This is a genomic window from Kribbella sp. NPDC048915, assembly GCF_040649595.1.
Taxonomy (GTDB): Bacteria; Actinomycetota; Actinomycetes; order Propionibacteriales; family Kribbellaceae; genus Kribbella.
Window position 1 is genome coordinate 1 of sequence record NZ_JBEZFT010000124.1, and the last position, 16467, is coordinate 16467.

Consider the following 16467-nt stretch of genomic DNA (forward strand, 5'->3'; position numbering starts at 1 on the left):
GGTTCCTGACCCGTGTGAACGGTCAGGAACCCACAACAGCGTGGGTGAACCCACCTTGGGGGTACGGCGAGGCCGCGGGCAGCCGTACTCGGGGGCCCGGCGTCTGTCATACGCGGCCCACGCGCAGGCGTACCCGGGGCCGGCGTCCGTCGTACGCGGCCCACGCGCAGGCGTACCCGGGGCCGGCGTCCGTCGTACGCGGCCCACGCGCGGGCGTACCCGGGGCCGGCGTCCGTCGTACGCGGCCCACGCGCGGGCGTACCCGGGGCCGGCGTCCGTCGTACGCCGGGCCGCCGTACCGGGGACGCCGTACCAGCGCCGCCGTACCGGGGACGCCGTGCCAGCGCCGCCGTACCAGCGCCGTCGTACCAGCGCCGTCGTACCAGCGCCGTCGTACCAGCGCCGCCGTACCAGCGCCGCCGTGCCGGGTCGGGGGATCGGGTGGGGTCAGTCTTCGTCTTCGGCGGCGCGGGCTTGTTCGAGGCGGGCGGAGAGTTTCGACGCCCGGGTCTCGATCTTGCCGGCCAGTCGGTCCCGGGCGGCGCGGAGGACGAAGATCGACAGGATCGACGACACGATCAAGGCCAGCAGCAACAGCGGGAAGACGTTCAGCCACGTCCCGAGCGCAAACCACAGCACCGCGAAGCAGACGGCGAACAAGGCCGCCCGCAACCCGGTGTAGATCGCGAATTCCTTCATCTCAGATCCCAGCGTAGGAGTGCAGGCCGGAAACCAGCAGGTTCACGCCGACGAAGTTGAAGATGAAGACGAACCAGCCGACGATCGCGATGATCGCGGCCCGGCGGCCCCGCCAGCCCGCGGTCGCGCGGGCGTGCAGGTAGGCGGCGAACACCACCCAGGTCACCAGCGACCAGACCTCCTTGGGGTCCCAGCCCCAGGCGCGGCCCCAGGCGTAGTACGCCCAGATCGGGCCGGCGACCAGCACGCCGAAGGTCCACAGCGGGAAGGCGAACGCGAGCACCTTGTAGGCCGTACCGTCCATCGCCTCGGCGCTCGGGAGCCGGCGCAACGCCGCCGACATCGTGCCGCCGTCCAGCACTCGCTGCTCGGCCCGGGCCTTGACCAGGTACAGCAGCGAGACCAGGCCGCCGACGGTGAACGCACCGCCGGAGATCGCGGCCGCCGACACGTGGATCACCAGCCAGTAGGAGTGCAGCGCCGGGACCAGCGGGCCGGCCGGGGTGTAGAGCGCGAGGCTGGCGAGGCCGAGGACGCCGGCCACGACCAGCGTGACCCCCAGGCCGAGCCACTGCAGCTTGTAGCGCTGGACGAACACCAGGTACACGACCGACACCGCGAGCGACGCGGTGATCGAGAACTCGTACATGTTGCCCCACGGCACCCGGTCCGCGGCGAGGCCGCGGGTAACGACGCCGCCGAGATGCAGAGCGAAGGCGAGCCAGGTCAGCAACAGCCCGATCCGGCTCGCCGCGTCCATCCGCGCGGCCGCGGCCGCCGCAGCCCCGCCGGCCGGGCCGGCCGTACCGCCCTCCGCTGTGGCCGAGTTCGCCGGAGCGCCCGCACCGACCAGCACAGGGGTCTCGGCCTTCGCCTCGGCGCGGGCGACGGCGGACCGGCCGAGGGCCCACTCCATCGCATGCGCGACCATCGCCAGGGCGTAGATCACGGTCGCGGTCGGGATCAGCAGGTTCGAGACCTGTGCGTAACTCTCCGGGCTCATGACTGCTCCTCGGTGTTCGAGCCGGCGGGTTTCAAGCGTGCGGTGACGGCCTGGATCTCGTCGCCGAGACCTCGCTCCGGTCCCCGGTCCAGGCCGGCGACTTCGACCACGGTACGCCCGTCCTGCTCGCGGACGCGCACCCAGGTACGGCGTGGGTGGACGAACAGCGAGCCCATCAGGCCGAGGATCGCGAGCAGGATGCCGGCCAGGGCAAGGTTCGCGCCCGGGGAGTGGCTGATCTGCAGCTTCACCCAGCGGCTGTAGCCGTCGAAGGTGATCGAGCCGGCCTTGTCCGGCAGCGCGACGCTCTGCCCGGGGGCGAGCTGGAAGCGCCACTTGTCGCCGTCCTTGGTGAACTGCGTGAGCTTCGTCTTGTCCAGCTGGTACACCGACTCGGGCTTCCCGGTTTCCGGCTGCGGCCGCCCGTAGTACCCGGTCATCACCAGGGCCGGGTTCAGGTCGTCGGGGAACATCGACACCGGACCCTGCTGGCCGATCACCGCGGTGGGCAGGAAGAAGCCCTCGAAGCCGAGGGTCAGCGGCCGGGCGTCGGGTGCCTTGATCACGCCGAACGACGAGAAGTTGGTGTCCTGCGGGAGGAACGGCGCCGGGCCCGAGAACGCGACGTTGCCCTTGCCGTCCTTGACGGTGACCCGCGGCGCATACCCGTGGCCGAGCAGGAAGACGTCGCTGCCGTCGACCCGCAGCGGGTGGTTGACCTTGAGCTCGTACGACTTCTCCGGGGAGTCCGGCGTCTCCTGGTAGCTGAGCTGGGCCTTGAAGTCGCGGGCCGCGCCGCGCTGCGGGCCGTCCTGCTGGAACTTCGCCTGGAAGTCCTTGACCGTCAGCGAGAACGGCGGCAGGTCGTCGTCACCGCTGAACGCGCGGCCGGGCGTGAAATCGTCGTACTGCGCGACCGAGTTGGAGAAACCGTTGCCCACCACAACAAGTACGGTGCCGCGGTAACCGAAGAGCGAGCCCCACGCGACGCCGATCAGCGCGAGGATCAGCGAGAAGTGGAACAGCAGGTTGCCGGCCTCGCGCAGGTAACCACGCTCCGCCGCGACGGCACCGTCGTACGCCTGCACCCGGAAGCGGCGGCGGCGCAGCTCGCGGGTCGCGGCGACGAGGACGTCATCCGCCGCCTCGGCACTCTGGTCGACCTCGAAGCGCTCGTACCCGGGCAGGCGGTTCAGGTTCCGCGGGGGCTTCGGTGGGCGGGCCCGGAGGGCTTTCAGATACACCCCGAGTCGCGGTACGACGCAGCCGATCAGCGAGATGAACAGCAGCAGGTAGATCGCCGAGAACCATGCCGACTTGTAGACGTCGAACAGCCCGAGCTTGTCGTACAGCGGGCCGAGCTTCGGGTGCGCGGCGAGGAAGTCCGAGACCTTGATCGGGTCGATCGGCGTCTGCGGGATCAGCGACCCCGGCACCGCGCCGAGCGCCAGCAGGAACAGCAGCACCAGCGCCGTCTTCATCGACGTCAACTGCCGCCACATCCAGCGCAGCCAGCCGACCAGGCCGAGCGCCGGCGGGCCGGACGGCTCCTCCGGACCCGATCCCGCGGCGATCCGTTCCTTCTGGTCGAGGTCGGCCATCTCAGACCGCCGATCCGAAGTTGGCGACCCACTGCCGCAGATCCGCGGTCATTGCATCCCACACTCCCGTCAGCAGCAGCAGTCCCACCGCGATCATCAGTACGCCGCCGATCCGGATCACCAGCAACTGGTGCTTACGCACCCACGCCACCGCCCCCAGCATCCGGCGGAAGGCCAGCGCGGCGATGATGAACGGGATCCCCAGCCCGAGGCTGAACACCAGCGCGAGCGTCGCGCCGCGGCCGGTGCTGCCTTCGGTGGTGGCCAAGGTCATCACGGTGCCGAGCGTCGGCCCGATGCACGGCGTCCAGCCGAACCCGAACAGCACCCCCAGCAGCGGCGCCGCGGCGATCCCGACCGCCGGCACCCGGTGCACCCGCAGGTCCTTCTGCAGGAACCCGAACCCGCCGAGGAAGACCAGACCGAGGACGACGGTCAGCGCGCCGAGCACCTTGGTGATCGTCTTCTGGTGCTCGATCAGCAGGTCACCCGCGGTCCCGAACACCACACCGGTGAGGATGAAGACGGCGGAGAAGCCGGCCACGAACAACGCCGTACCGGCGAGCATCCGGCCGCGCCGCTCGGAGCCGAGCTCGGCCGCGGACAGGCCGGTGACGTACGACAGGTAGCCGGGCAGCAACGGGACGACACACGGCGAGAAGAACGAGATCGCCCCGGCCAGCACCGCGATCGGCAACGCGACCAGCATCGACCCCGTCATCGAGTCCGCGAACCACTGTCCCATCAGCCTGCGCCCAACTCCCCTGCCGAAAGCCCCATCGCCCCGAACCTCACTTGGCCTCGGCCACCATGCCCAGCAGGGTCTGCTTGGTCACCTCGCCGACGACCCGGCCGGCGACCTTGCCGGACGGATCGATCACCAGGGTGGTCGGGATCGCGGCCGGCGAAATCTGCCCGCGGAAGCCGAGCAGCGCCTTGCCGTTCGGGTCGTAGATGCTCGGGAACGGTACGCCGAACTCCTGGACGAACCGCTTCGCCGGGGCCTGGTCCAGGTCGCGGGTGTTCAGCCCGACGAACTGCACCGACGGCCCGAGCTCCTTCGCGGCGGCCACCAGGTCCGGGGCCTCCTTGCGGCACGGCGGGCACCACGAGCCCCACACGTTCAGCACGACGACCTTGCCGACGTGGTCGGACAGCTTCCAGGTCGTGCCGTCGAGGGTCTGCCCGGTGAGCTCCGGCGCCTGCTTGCGGTCCGCCGCGGCGAAGATCGACACGTTGCCGTTGCCGCTGACGAAGCCCGCCTGGCCCTCGCGGTTCTGCGACGCCTGCTGGCCGGAGCTGCATCCCGCGACGAGGAGCAGTCCGGCGAGCAGCGACGCCGTACGACGCATCACGCGCCTCCGGCGAACTTCTTCGGGTTCTTGACCGGGAGCAGGTCCTTCGCCGGCTCGGAGTACCCGACCGAGACAATCTCCTCACCGTGAAAGGTGAACGAGGTCAGGCTGGCCAGGCTGCACTGCCGCTTCCGCGGGTCGTGCAGCATCCGGCGGCCTTCGATCGAGGACCGGACGATCCAGATCGGCAGCTGGTGCGACACGATCAGCGCCTCGTGGCCGGCGGCCTTCTGCCGGGCGGTCTCGACGGCGTCGCGCATCCGGCGGATCAGCTGGCTGTACGGCTCGCCCCAGGACGGCTTCCACGGGTTCCGCAGCAGCCACCAGGCGCTCGGCCGGCGCAGTGCACCGTCACCGACACCGAACTTCTTGCCCTCGAACAGGTTCGCCGCCTCGATCACCCGCTCGTCGATGTCCGGCGTGATCCCGAGCACCTTGGCGATCGGCTCCATCGTCTCCTGGGCCCGCTCCAGCGGCGAGCTGACCAGGTGCACGATGTCGCGGCCCTTGACGTGCTCGGCCACCCGCTCGGCCATTTGCCGGCCGAGCTCGGACAGGTGGAAGTCCGGGATCCGGCCGTAGAGCACGCCGGTCGGGTTGTGCACCTCGCCGTGACGCATCAGGTGCACGACCGTCGTTTCGGTCACCGCTGTCCCTTCACTCTCGTCCTGGGGCCGGCACCGCGGCGGCCGCGCGGGCAGCCGGTGCCAGGGCGGCCTCGAGCTCGGCCAGCGCGTCGTCGTCGATCGCCGCGTTGACGAACCAGGCCTCGAACGCGCTCGGTGGCAGGTAGACACCGGCGTCCAGCATGGCATGGAAGAACGCCGTGAACCGCGGCAGCACCTGGGCGTTCGCCCCGGCGAAGTCGCGGATCTCGGCAGGAGCCTCCTCGGAATCCACGAAGAAGACGCTGAAGAGGTTCCCGGCCGCGGAGATGACGTGCGGCACACCCTCCTTGTCCAGCGCGGTCGACACCAGCCGCTGGATGGTGAGCGAGATCTCGTCGAGCTTCGCGTACACCTCGTCGGTGGCCAGCCGCAGCGTGGTCAGGCCGGCGGTCGTGGCGATCGGGTTCCCGGACAGGGTGCCGGCCTGGTAGACCGATCCTTCCGGCGCCAGGTGCGCCATCACGTCGGCCCGGCCGCCGAAGGCCGCGGCCGGGAAACCGCCTCCCATCACCTTTCCGAACGTCATCAGATCCGGCTCGACGCCGTCCACGCCGTACCAGCCGGAACGGGTGATCCGGAAGCCGGTCATCACCTCGTCGGAAATCAGCAGTGCACCGTTTTCCTTGCAGCTCCGGGCAAGGAATGCGTTGAAGCCGTCCCGCGGCGGAACAACGCCCATGTTGCCCGGCGACGCCTCGGTGATCACGGCCGCGATCTGGTCGCCGTAGGAGGAAAACGCTGCACTCACGGCCGCCTGATCGTTGTACGGCAGCACGATCGTGTCCGCGGTGGTCGCCTCGGTGACCCCCGGCGTCCCCGGGATGCCCAGCGTCAGTACGCCGGAACCGGCCTGCGCGAGCAGCGCGTCGACGTGCCCGTGGTAGCAGCCGGCGAACTTGACGATCTTGGCGCGACCGGTGAACCCGCGGGCCAGCCGCAGCGCGGACATCGTCGCCTCGGTCCCGGACGACACCAGGCGGACTTTGTCGACCGGCGTCCGCGCGACGATCTCCTCGCCGAGCAGCACTTCGGTCTCGGTCGGCGTCCCGTACGACGTACCGCGGCTGACAGCGGCCTGGACGGCGGACGCCACCTCCGGGTGGGCGTGCCCGAGCAGCAGCGGACCCCAGGACGCGACCAGGTCGAGATAGCGGTTGCCGTCGACATCGGTCATGTGACATCCGTCACCGGAGGCCATGAAGCGCGGAACGCCGCCGACGGCGCGGAACGCGCGCACCGGCGAATTGACCCCGCCCGGGGTCACAGTGGAGGCTCTGGCGAAGAGCCCGGCGGATTGTTCGGCGGATTGCGGTGTGGGTGCGGACCCGTGGACAGTCACCGGGCCATTGTCCCTGACCGGGCACACACCCGGCGCGGAGGGGGCCGGGCTCGGCCGGGTCGGGCGAACAAGCCGTCCGGGCGGCGTCATGAACCGGCCACTGCCGCGTCACTGAAGTGTCAAGACAGCTTCAATTCCGAACACGGATCGAGCCGGAGGGGTTCACAGGCGCTTTGTTACGCGCCAGTATGGGTACCCGGTGACGGCTCGTACACGGTCGGCGTCCGACGCGTAACCCACGCAACGGGGCGGACGTTGTACCCCATGACGAACGGCACCGGTACAAGACACAAAGACTGTCCGCAGCGTGGGGCCGGGCCGGTCGATGAGTCACGGAGGGGATTCCTCGATGGCGAAGGGCAAGCGCCGCGCCACGGGCCACGGATGGCGTCAGGTGGCGCCGTTGGTCCCGTTGGCGTTGTTCGCCAGCGCGTTCACCGTCAGCGCCACCGACGATCCGGCGATCGCGACCGCGTCGCTGGAGAACGGCCTGGCGGCGAACACCCCGGTGGTCGTGCCGAAGCAGCCGATCCCCGACCCGGCCAACGTGCCGGTGCCGGGCCTGGTCGGCCAGGGCGTGGACCCGGGCCAGCAGCCCACCCAGGTGGTGTCCGGCCTGTCCCGCAACGGCATTCCGAACGCCGCCCTCAAGGCCTACTCCCGGACCCAGCAGGTGCTGTCCCAGGCGGACCCGACCTGTCACCTGCCGTGGACGCTGGTGGCCGCGATCGGCCGCGTCGAGTCCAACCACGGCCGGCACGGCGGCAACGCGCTGAACTCACAGGGTGTCGCGATCCCCGGCATCTTCGGCCCGCGCCTGGACGGTTCGTCCGGCACGGCCCGGATCAACGACACCGACGCGGGCTCGTTCGACGGTGACGGCGCGTTCGACCGCGCGGTCGGCCCGATGCAGTTCATCCCCGGCACCTGGCGGGCGATGGGGGTGGACGGCGACGGCGACGGCGTGCGGAACCCGCAGGACATCGACGACGCGGCGATGTCGGCCGGCGTGTACCTGTGCTCCGGCCCCACCGACCTGGCCGACGCGAGCGATCTGAACGCGGCGATCCTGCGCTACAACCACTCCCAGCAGTACGTCGACCTGGTGAGCCGGATCGCCCGGGCCTACGCGGGCGGCAGCTGGATCGCGGTCGGCAACGGGACCGCGGGCGACGAGGTCGACGTGGCCGGTGACCAGGTCGGCGACCCGGACGTCGACGCGCCGTCGGACAAGGATCTGCCGCAGGCGATCGACATCCCGGTCCCGACCGCGACGCCGACCCCGACGACGACCGAGGAGCGCGACAACACCCGCGAGACGACTCGGCCGACGCCGACGGCCACCCCGACGGCCAGGCCGAGCAGCAGGCCGACCGCCACCCCGACCCCGACGCCGACCACCTCTCGGCCGACGACCTCGAAGCCGACGATTCCGACCACCACGACGCCGGGGCTCACCAGCCTGACCACGGCGGTCGGTGTGATCGTCGGTACGGTCGGCAGCACACTCCAGGAGCTGCAGAAGGCAACCACCTACTGCCAGACCGAGATGGCGAAGGTGACGATCACCAAGCCGACTCAGGAGCAGCTGCAGAAGTGCGTCACCGCGTACCAGACCGGCGGCGCGAAGGCCGTCGACCAGGTCATCCGGGGGCTGCTGTCCGCCCTCGGTCTGCTGGGTGTCCTCGGCGGAGGACTGCTCGGCAACTGAAACTTTCCCGAACCGGCGCGCCTGCCCCCACCCCTCCCTGGGCGCGCCCCCGGCGGCGCCACGGAGCACTCCCCCCGGCTTCGTGGCGTCGCCCTTTTAACGTTCATGTCTGCTCTGCCCAGCGGCGGTTCAGTTCACCCAGGCCCGCTCGATGGTCTGGGTGATGCTGTTGCCGAGCAGGTCGGTCGCGGTCACCCGCAGCGTCGGGTACTCCCCGGCCGGCACCGGCGCCCACACGGTGCCGATCCCGCGCAGCGGCAGCTTCTTCCAGGTCTTCCCGTCGTACGAGATCTCGGCCGTGGTCCGGAAGACCCCGAGGCCGCGCACACCCGGCTGGTACCGCGGCGTGAGCTCGAGCCGTCCGGGCGTGTGCTTGTAGTCGACCTGGACGAGCGGGAGGACGGCGCGGCCCTTGGTCGGCGCCGAGACGAAGTGCCACCGTGTGTGCGTCGCCGTGGACGTCTTCGCCCAGCTGTTCGGGCCGCGCTGCTGATCGAGCGTGAGGTCGTACCACGCGCTCTTCGCGGGGACTGCCCACTGCGCGACCGACCAGTCCGCGCTGCCGAGCTCGACGCCGTTGCTGCTCAGCTTCATGCTGGTCACGTCGCCGCGGTCGGCCCAACCGTAGGTGCTCCGGTCGCCGCTCACGTACTGCGGGATCGCGATCCGCAGCGCGTTCTCGAATCGCGCCGGCGGCCAGCCCTGCGCCTCGTCACTCGGCGCCTCCGACAGCCCCGGTACGGCGGGCCGCGTGATCGGCTCCCACCAGCCGCGAGTGACCTGTTCTCCCGGCCGGTACGACCGCGCGATCGTCGACTCGTGCCCGCTCTCGTTCCACTCGCCCGCGGACGTCGTCTCGTCCCAGGTAACGCCCTTCAGGTCGCTGACGAGGTAGTCGGTCCGCTTGACCGCTCCGGCGATCAGCCTGCTCGAGGACAGACCGGCCGAGAGGCCCGGAAGGTACGCGGTCCGCCGGTCACGGTGCAGCCAGAACGCGTCGTTGCGCTGGAAGTCGGTCGTCACCACAGCCGGCCGCATCTTCGCCACGTCGTACGTCAGGTCGTTCTTCACCACCGACGGCCCGAGCGCGACGTCGTACCGGTAGGTGCTGTCGAGCAGGCCGTTGAGCTGCAGCGTGACCGGGGCCTTGGCCAGTTGGTCGAGCAGCAGCTTGCCTTGCTCGGCCTGCAGCAGGTAAAGCGGGATGCCCTGCTCCGCACCGGTCGACCAGCGACCGGGACTCTCGTTGTAGAGGAACACGACCTTGGCGCCGGCCTCCTTCGCCGCTTGCACCTGCGGTTCGGTGGTGTCCCAGCCGCCCCAGCGGATCAGTACGGCCTTGTCGTTGGCGCCGGCCAGCTCCTCCGGAGTGCCGTTGCCGCCGTTGAAGAGCGGCAGCGTCTCGTTCCCGACGTACGGCGAGCGGTCCGTGCCCTCCTGGGGGGTGGGCAGCCGGACGCCGTTCGCTTCGACGGTCAGCTTCGGCTGGGCGAGGTCCCAGCGCTGCACGACCTGGAACGTGCCGTTGGCAACCTTTCCGAAGTCCTGCAGGTAGACGCCGTCGGCGATGCGGCCGTCGTACGCCCAGCCGGACACCGCGTCGCGGTCGCCGACGTGCCGGTGCCAGGCGATCCCGATGTTCTGCGCCTCCGCCGGTCGGGGCGTCTTGACCGTCACCTTGTTCGCGTTCCGCGCGTCGAAGGTGAAGGTGCGGTCGGCCGCGATCCACACGTCCGGGTCGCCGAGCAGCGTGACCGAGTTCGCGGAGTCCGCCTCGTCGCCGCCGATCGCGTACGCCATCACGCTGTAGCGGCCGCTCGGTACGTCGAGGGTACGGCTGCCGTTCTCGTCGAAGGCGATCGCGGTGACGTCGCCGGTGTCCTGGTTCCACAACTGGACGCCGCTCGCACCCGCCCGCGTGGTGGCGGGCTGCCCGTCGCGGCCGATCGCCTTCACGGTGACCTGGTTCAGCCGGCCGCCGACCGCGAGCCCGAGCCCGGTGCGGTACGACGTGTTGCCGGAGCGGGCCGTCAGCACACCGGCGTACTTCGCGGCCTGTGTCTTCGCGAGATCCAGGGTGACGGCCGCGGACGCCGTACCGCCGGCCGGAATCGTCAGCCGCGACGGAGTCACGGTGACGGCGGCGGCGACGTTGGCCGGCGACTTCACGTCGACCGACAGGTTCAGCGTCACGGAGCGCTTCGAGTCATTGCGGTAGGCAACCTTGCGGGTGATCGGTGCGGGCGCTTCGGTGCCGGTCCAGGACAGGTCGGTCAGGTTGCCGAAGAACAGGTTGGCGGTGTCCGGGACGACCGTCGCGCCGAGCGCGTTCGGGATGTCGACCCGGCCGAGGCCTTGCTGGTCGGTGCGAGCGCCCTTGGACGGCACGGCGGTCGACGCCAAGGCGGCCTTCAACTGCTGGCCGGTCCAGTCCGGGTGCCGCTGCGCGAGGATGGCCGCCGCACCGGCGACATGCGGCGTCGCCATCGACGTACCGCTCATCGCCGTGTAGTACTCGCCGAGGACCTGGCCTTGCGTGGTACCGGCCGCGCGGGCCGCGACGATGTCCACACCCGGCGCGGTGATCTCGGGCTTCAGGGCGCCGTCCCCGAGCCGCGGCCCGCGGCTGGAGAAGTTCGCCAGGCTGTTGTCACGGTCGACCGCGCCGACGGTCAGCGCCTCGGTCGCGGCGCCGGGGGCACCGACGGTTTCCTCGCCGCCCGCGTTGCCCGCGGCAATCACGAACAGCGCGCCGCTCGACTTCGAGAGCCGGTCGACGGCCTCGCTCATCGGGTCGGTGCCGTCGGTCGGCAACCCGCCGAGGCTCATGCTGACGACCTTGGCGCCCTGCTGGACGGCCCACTCCATCCCCGCGATCGCCTCGGAGTCGAGTCCGCCGCCGTTGTTGTCGAGCACCTTACCGATCAGCAGGTCCGCGCCGGGCGCCACACCCTTACGCGCGCCACTGGACGCCGTACCCAGGCCGGCCACGGTCGAGGCGGTGTGCGTGCCGTGACCGTGCAGGTCCTGCACGGCTTCGCCCTCGATGAAGCTCTGCGCCGCGACGACCTGCTTGGCGAGGTCGGGGTGACCGGCGTCGTACCCGGTGTCCAGTACGGCGACCTTCACGCCGCGACCGTCGTACCCGCTCTTCCAAGCGGTCGGGGCACCGATCTGTTTCGTCGATCGGTCGAGCGTGGCGTGCGTCCGGCCGTCGAGCCAGATCTTCGACACCTGGCTGCTCTTGAACGTCGTCGGGCCGCTGATGCCCGCCCAGAACGTCTTCGCCTCGGACTTCCGCACCGAGACCGCGGTGCTTCCGACGCTGGGCAGCGTACGCCGGAGCGTGGCGGCTGTCGTACGCAGCGACGTCGACCCGCTGATCAGCAGCGGCAACTTGTCGCTGCTCGCGTCGTCGTACCCCTGCGCCACCAGGTCGGTCAGGTTGAACAGCCGCTTGTCGAGCCGGCCCGAGGTGTACAGCGGGTACGCGTCCGCCGGGACCACGGTGAGGTCGCCGTCGAACGTGCCGAAGTAGTACGGCTCGTCGCCGAGCAGGCGGGCCGAGGGCTTGCCGTTGGAGCCCGTGGTCAGCTCGGCGACGTCACCGGTGACCAGTGTGATCCGCTTGCTGCTCGCGCCGGGCGTCGGCTGGGGCGCCGGCGGCCCGACCGGGGCATCGGGCGGGCCGGCGGACGCCGCGGTGGTCGTCAGCAACAGGGAACCGGCGACCACCGCAGCGAGCAGACTGGCCACGGTGGTCCGGACGCGAGCGGTCCGGGCAGCACGGGCGCTTCGGGCGGAACGGGACAACACAGGCGGACACCTCCCGACGCCCCGACCCACGCGAGGCCGTCGCCGAGAGCCTGACAGTTGCCTTCGGCCCCGGTCCACCGATCTGCCTGACCTACATCCGCCATGACCGGTTCTGGTCAGGCGGATGTGGTCCGGCGCAGCGTGATCAGGCGAAGCGCTTGGCGATCCGCTCGACGCGCTCCAGCAGATCCAGGTCGTAGGCGACACCGGGCACGTAGAAGATCACGTAGTCGGCCCCGGCCTCGAGCACGGCCTCGACCTTGTCGGCGATCTCGTCCTCGGTGGCGATGATGTTGTCGCGGTCGAAGCGCTCCCGGTCCATCGGGCCGAGGGCCTTCTCGGTGGCCTTCTGCGGGTCGTCACCCTTGTCGATCGGGAACACGTTGAAGTTCGTCGACTTGATGATGTCGTCGTAGTTCCGGCCGACCTTCGCGCAGTGCCCGCGGAGGATGTCCGCCTTCTCCTTGAAGACCTCCGGGTTGCCGCCGCCGATGTTCGCCGCGTCGGCGTACTGCGCGACCAGCTTCAGCGTGACCTTCGGGCCACCGCCACCGATCCAGAAGCTCGGGTGCGGCTTGCGGACACCCTTCGGCTCGTTGATCGGCGCGTCGATCGAGTAGTACTTGCCGTTGTAGACCGGCTTGTCCTCGGTCCACATCTTGTAGATGATCTCGGTCGCCTCACGGAACGCCGCCATCCGCTCCGGGACGTCGGTCCACTCGTAGCCGTAGGCCTTCCACTCGTGCTCGTACCAGCCCGCGCCGATCCCGGCGTACAGCCGGCCGTGGCTCGCGACGTCGACGGTGGACGCGATCTTCGCGTACAGCGACGGGTTGCGGTAGCCGTTGCAGCCGACCATCTGGCCGATGTTCACGCGCTTGGTGTCGCGGGCCAGCGCCGCGGTCGCACTCCAGCACTCGAAGGTGGTGTTGTCACTCGGCTCGGGCACGGTGTGGAAGTGGTCGAACAGCCAGATCGAGTCCCAGGACTGCTCGTCGGCGCGCTGGGCAACGGCCGTCATCGCCTCCCACTGCTCGATCGGGTCGGCGATCCCGGCCAGGTCCATCTTCCAGCCCTGCGGTACGAAGACGCCAAAACGTGTAGTCATGCCGCCCATCTTTTCCGGCGACGGCGGCCGCGGTCCATGAATGCGAGTACTGAATTCGTTCTCAATCGGACCACTACGGCTTCTTAATGCCTCCCGCGTTCAGCACGCCGGCGCCGAAGGCGGCGCCGTCGCGGTGCACCGACCGCGCCGCCAGGATCACGTTCAGCGCCACCGGGGAGATCCGGCCGCCGAACTCCTGCCGAACCAGCGCCGCGACCCCGGCCGCGCTGGGCGCCGAGGCCGACGTCCCGAAGAACCGGCAGGCACCCTGGACCGTGGTCGGGCAGGTGCCGGAGCCGAACCCGCCGGCGCCGCTGATCGAGACGCCGTCCGCGGCGGCCCAGTACGGCGCCGGGAAGCTGCGGAGCTTCGGACCGGGGATGCCCTTGCACGGCCCCGGCTTGCCGCCCGGGCAGCGGGTGGTGGTGACGATCTGCGTCGGCCCGGCCGCGCTGAACGGCTCCAGTTCGGCGGTGGCCGGATCGGTCGTGGTGACCGCGTTGACCGCACCGGCGCTGGTGGCGAAACCGAGGTAGTTCGCGTCCGGGTTCATCGATCCGGCCCGCTCCGGCGGGTCGATGGTCTGGACACCGGCCGACAGCGCCCGCCAGCGCAGGTCGAGAATCGGCGGCCGGACCGCGGTCGACGTGCCCTGGACGTCGACGACCAGCTTCACCGGCTGCGCCACGCCCGTCGTGTTCTCGTAGATGAACTGCTCGATGGTGTCGCCGACACCGTTCGCCTGGACGCCGGTGCTGGACGCGAGGCACCTCGTACCGCTCTCGTCCATCAGGTACAGGTTCAGGTCGGTGAAGCCGCCCTGGCCGGCGGTCGGGTAGACCGCGCGCGGCTCGCTCCATTGCAGCGTCGGCAGGATCGCGGCGCCGGGCAGCAGGTTCAGGTTGTACGTCGTGTCGCTGCCACGCAGCCGGACCACGTTGTCGGGGGCGTTCGGGCAGCCGTTGAACGGGCCGGTGACGCCGTCGGGTCCGCTACCGGTGCCGACCGCCTGGACGCGCGGCGCGTGCCGGTTGCCGAGGTTGCCGGCCGAGGAGCTGACCCAGATCCCGTGCCGGGCGAGGCTCTCCGCGGTCGCCGCGCCGATGCCCTGCTGGAACACCGGCTCGTCGTCGATCGCGATGTCCTCGGCGATCATCGTGACCCCGGCCGCGGCGAGCGTGTGGAACGCCTCGACGTACTGCGCGGTCGTGTCCTGCGTGCTGGCGTACGCGAGCTTCGCGCCGGGGGCGACGTCGTGGATGATCTCCAGCATCGCGGTGCCCTCGTCGTCCTCGTACGACGCGGCGCGCTGCAGCACCTGGACGTCCTTGGGCAGTTCGCCCTGCGCGACCGCGTCCTCGAGGTGGTCGACGTCGCCGGAGATCGCGCCGATCTTCTGCCCGCGCCCGGTCAGGCCGCGCGCCTGGGCGCGATCGGCCTTGTGCATCGGGACCGCCTCGGCGGTGATCGGGCCGACGTCGACGACCGGGCGTAACGCGGGACGCAGGGCGGTCACCCAGTTGAGCGCAGCGACGGCGTCCAGTTTGTCGGCCGGTACCGAGGTGGCAACGAGACCGGTCTGCGGCATATCGGCGCCGGGGACCTTCGGGAAGTCGGCCGAGTTCTTGGTCACCGAGACGCCGAGGGCGGTCAGCTGCGCCTGCTGCTGCGGGGTGATCGGGTTGGCGGCGTACACCTGGACCCCGACCCGGCCGCTGCTCTCGGCGGTCATCGCGCGCGCCTTTACCCCGGTCTGTTGCGCGGCGGCCTTGGCGGCGTCGCGCAACAACGTCGGGACCTTGGCCGCGGCACCGGGCCCCTGCGCCGAGTCACCGGCCGACGCCGCGGAGGCCGGCGGGATCACCGCGACCACCGCCAACGGAACGATCAGAGCCACGCTGCACACGACGGACCGAAGCTTCACCGGTTCCTCCCCCACTCGGACCAACCGCCGGGCACAACACTCACCCACCGACGAACCACCTGTCCATACCCAACGTCGTACCCGGGCGAGGAGGCACGATCATCGACAGCACGAAGTTCGACCAGTTGTTCGACCTCGCCGCACCCCTGATCAGCGCGGGAGCCCACCAGCGCGAGGAAGTCCCGCGCGACGGCGGCCGCTGGCCGCTCAGCGTCGTCCTGCGCCCACCGCCGGACACGCCCCTCGCCCGCACCCTCGACACGTTGACGCAGGAAGCCGCGCACGTGGCCGGTTCTGGACAGTGGCAGACGGGGCAGCTCGGGGCGGCGCATCTGACGGTGCGGGCGTTGGAGCCGCGGCGGGAGGTGGTGCCGTCCGGCGACCCTTCGGTGCGGCGCTACCTCGCCGCGCTCGAACGCGCGACCGCTCACACGTCATGGCCGATCGGGTTTCGGGTCGCCGGGCTCACGCTCACCCCCGGAACCGTCATGGCCTGCGCCGAACCGCTGGACGACGCGGCGGATGCCTTCAGCGATCGGCTGGCCGGCGAACTCCTGGGCGATGCCTGGTACGAGCGCGAACGGCGCGACATCTGGTACCTGAACCTGCTGCACTTCGCCGCCGACATCCCCGATCCCGAGAGCCTGATCACCTGGGTCAAGTCGCGGCGCTCAACCACGTTCGGGACCACCACCGTGCCGGTCCCTGAACTGGTCCGCGCCGACCACCGCCCCGGCCACCGGCCGCACATGCGCCTCGTCCCACTCACCACTTGAACGGGCTCCTGACTGAGGAGTTGCTCGGGTTCTGCCGAACGTCGGGTGGTCGCGAGCCGACTGAGTGGGGGATGGCTGAGGTGATGAGGGCGCGCGAGCGATGAGGACGCGCGGGTGACGGCGGCGTGGAGGTGACGGCGGCGTGGAGGTGATGGCGGCACTGGGGCGACGGCGGCGTACAGGTGATGGCGGCACGCAGGTGATGGCGGCACGCAGGTGATGGCGGCACGCAGGTGATGGCGGCGCTTGGGTGATGGTGGCGCTGGGGTCACGGCGGCGGGGTTGTTGGGCGCGCGGGGTTGTTCGAGCCGCATCTGTGGAGGGTTTTCCCGCGTAGGACGGGAAGAATCCTCCACCGTCGTGCGGAAAACTCTCCTAGATGATTGATGCGCGGCCCGAAGGTGTGCACGCTCGACAGTTAGTGTGGTGCGGGGCGGGTGTGTTCGGCGCCTGGTTCACGCTCAGCT

At 70.5% G+C, this 16467-nt stretch carries 12 protein-coding genes; 2 read left to right on the plus strand and 10 right to left on the minus strand.

The genetic code is table 11. From position 1 onward, the window contains the following. Positions 1-447 precede the first annotated feature (447 nt). The 7 genes from AB0B82_RS34105 to hemL are packed head-to-tail and all read right to left on the minus strand — an operon-like array spanning position 448 to position 6665. Positions 448-699 carry a DUF4229 domain-containing protein gene (locus AB0B82_RS34105; RefSeq protein ID WP_360178272.1) on the minus strand — a complete coding sequence of 84 codons (252 nt, stop codon included), beginning with the start codon at positions 697-699 and terminating at the stop codon, positions 448-450. Between the two features lies 1 nt (position 700). After that, the gene (gene ccsB, locus AB0B82_RS34110; protein WP_360178275.1) at positions 701-1702 is read right to left on the minus strand and encodes a c-type cytochrome biogenesis protein CcsB; all 1002 of its coding nucleotides are present in this window, start codon (positions 1700-1702) and stop codon (positions 701-703) included. Next, positions 1699-3303: a cytochrome c biogenesis protein ResB gene (locus AB0B82_RS34115; RefSeq protein ID WP_360178278.1), complete on the minus strand. Its 1605-nt coding sequence runs from the start codon at positions 3301-3303 to the stop codon at positions 1699-1701. Before AB0B82_RS34115 ends, ccsB begins: the two co-directional genes overlap by 4 nt. 1 nt (position 3304) lies before the next feature. Beyond that, positions 3305-4048, minus strand: coding sequence for a cytochrome c biogenesis protein CcdA (locus AB0B82_RS34120; protein WP_360178281.1), 744 nt, complete (start codon positions 4046-4048; stop codon positions 3305-3307). A gap of 46 nt (positions 4049-4094) precedes the next feature. Then, positions 4095-4655 (minus strand): TlpA disulfide reductase family protein, encoded by a 561-nt coding sequence (locus AB0B82_RS34125; RefSeq protein ID WP_360178284.1) that lies wholly within the window; start codon positions 4653-4655, stop codon positions 4095-4097. Next, the gene (locus AB0B82_RS34130) at positions 4655-5278 is read right to left on the minus strand and encodes a histidine phosphatase family protein (protein ID WP_360178305.1); all 624 of its coding nucleotides are present in this window, start codon (positions 5276-5278) and stop codon (positions 4655-4657) included. The genes AB0B82_RS34125 and AB0B82_RS34130 overlap by 1 nt, the downstream gene beginning before the upstream one ends. Positions 5279-5315: 37 nt before the next feature. Next, the gene (gene hemL, locus AB0B82_RS34135; RefSeq protein WP_360178287.1) at positions 5316-6665 is read right to left on the minus strand and encodes a glutamate-1-semialdehyde 2,1-aminomutase; all 1350 of its coding nucleotides are present in this window, start codon (positions 6663-6665) and stop codon (positions 5316-5318) included. Positions 6666-7014: 349 nt separating this feature from the next. Between hemL and AB0B82_RS34140 the strand changes: the two genes are divergently transcribed. Continuing rightward, the gene (locus tag AB0B82_RS34140; protein WP_360178290.1) at positions 7015-8376 is read left to right on the plus strand and encodes a lytic murein transglycosylase; all 1362 of its coding nucleotides are present in this window, start codon (positions 7015-7017) and stop codon (positions 8374-8376) included. 129 nt (positions 8377-8505) lie between these two features. On the opposite strand, the gene AB0B82_RS34145 is transcribed toward AB0B82_RS34140, so the two are convergent. The 3 genes from AB0B82_RS34145 to AB0B82_RS34155 form a co-directional block, all read right to left on the minus strand. Then, a complete protein-coding gene (locus AB0B82_RS34145; protein ID WP_360178293.1) occupies positions 8506-12192 on the minus strand; it encodes a S8 family serine peptidase in 3687 nt (1228 codons plus the stop codon). 145 nt (positions 12193-12337) lie between these two features. Next, positions 12338-13300: an LLM class F420-dependent oxidoreductase gene (locus AB0B82_RS34150; RefSeq protein WP_360178296.1), complete on the minus strand. Its 963-nt coding sequence runs from the start codon at positions 13298-13300 to the stop codon at positions 12338-12340. A 73-nt stretch (positions 13301-13373) separates the two neighbouring features. Then, the gene (locus tag AB0B82_RS34155; RefSeq protein WP_360178299.1) at positions 13374-15224 is read right to left on the minus strand and encodes a S8 family serine peptidase; all 1851 of its coding nucleotides are present in this window, start codon (positions 15222-15224) and stop codon (positions 13374-13376) included. Between the two features lie 125 nt (positions 15225-15349). Between AB0B82_RS34155 and AB0B82_RS34160 the strand changes: the two genes are divergently transcribed. Beyond that, positions 15350-16000: a hypothetical protein gene (locus AB0B82_RS34160; RefSeq protein WP_360178302.1), complete on the plus strand. Its 651-nt coding sequence runs from the start codon at positions 15350-15352 to the stop codon at positions 15998-16000. Positions 16001-16467: the final 467 nt, after the last annotated feature.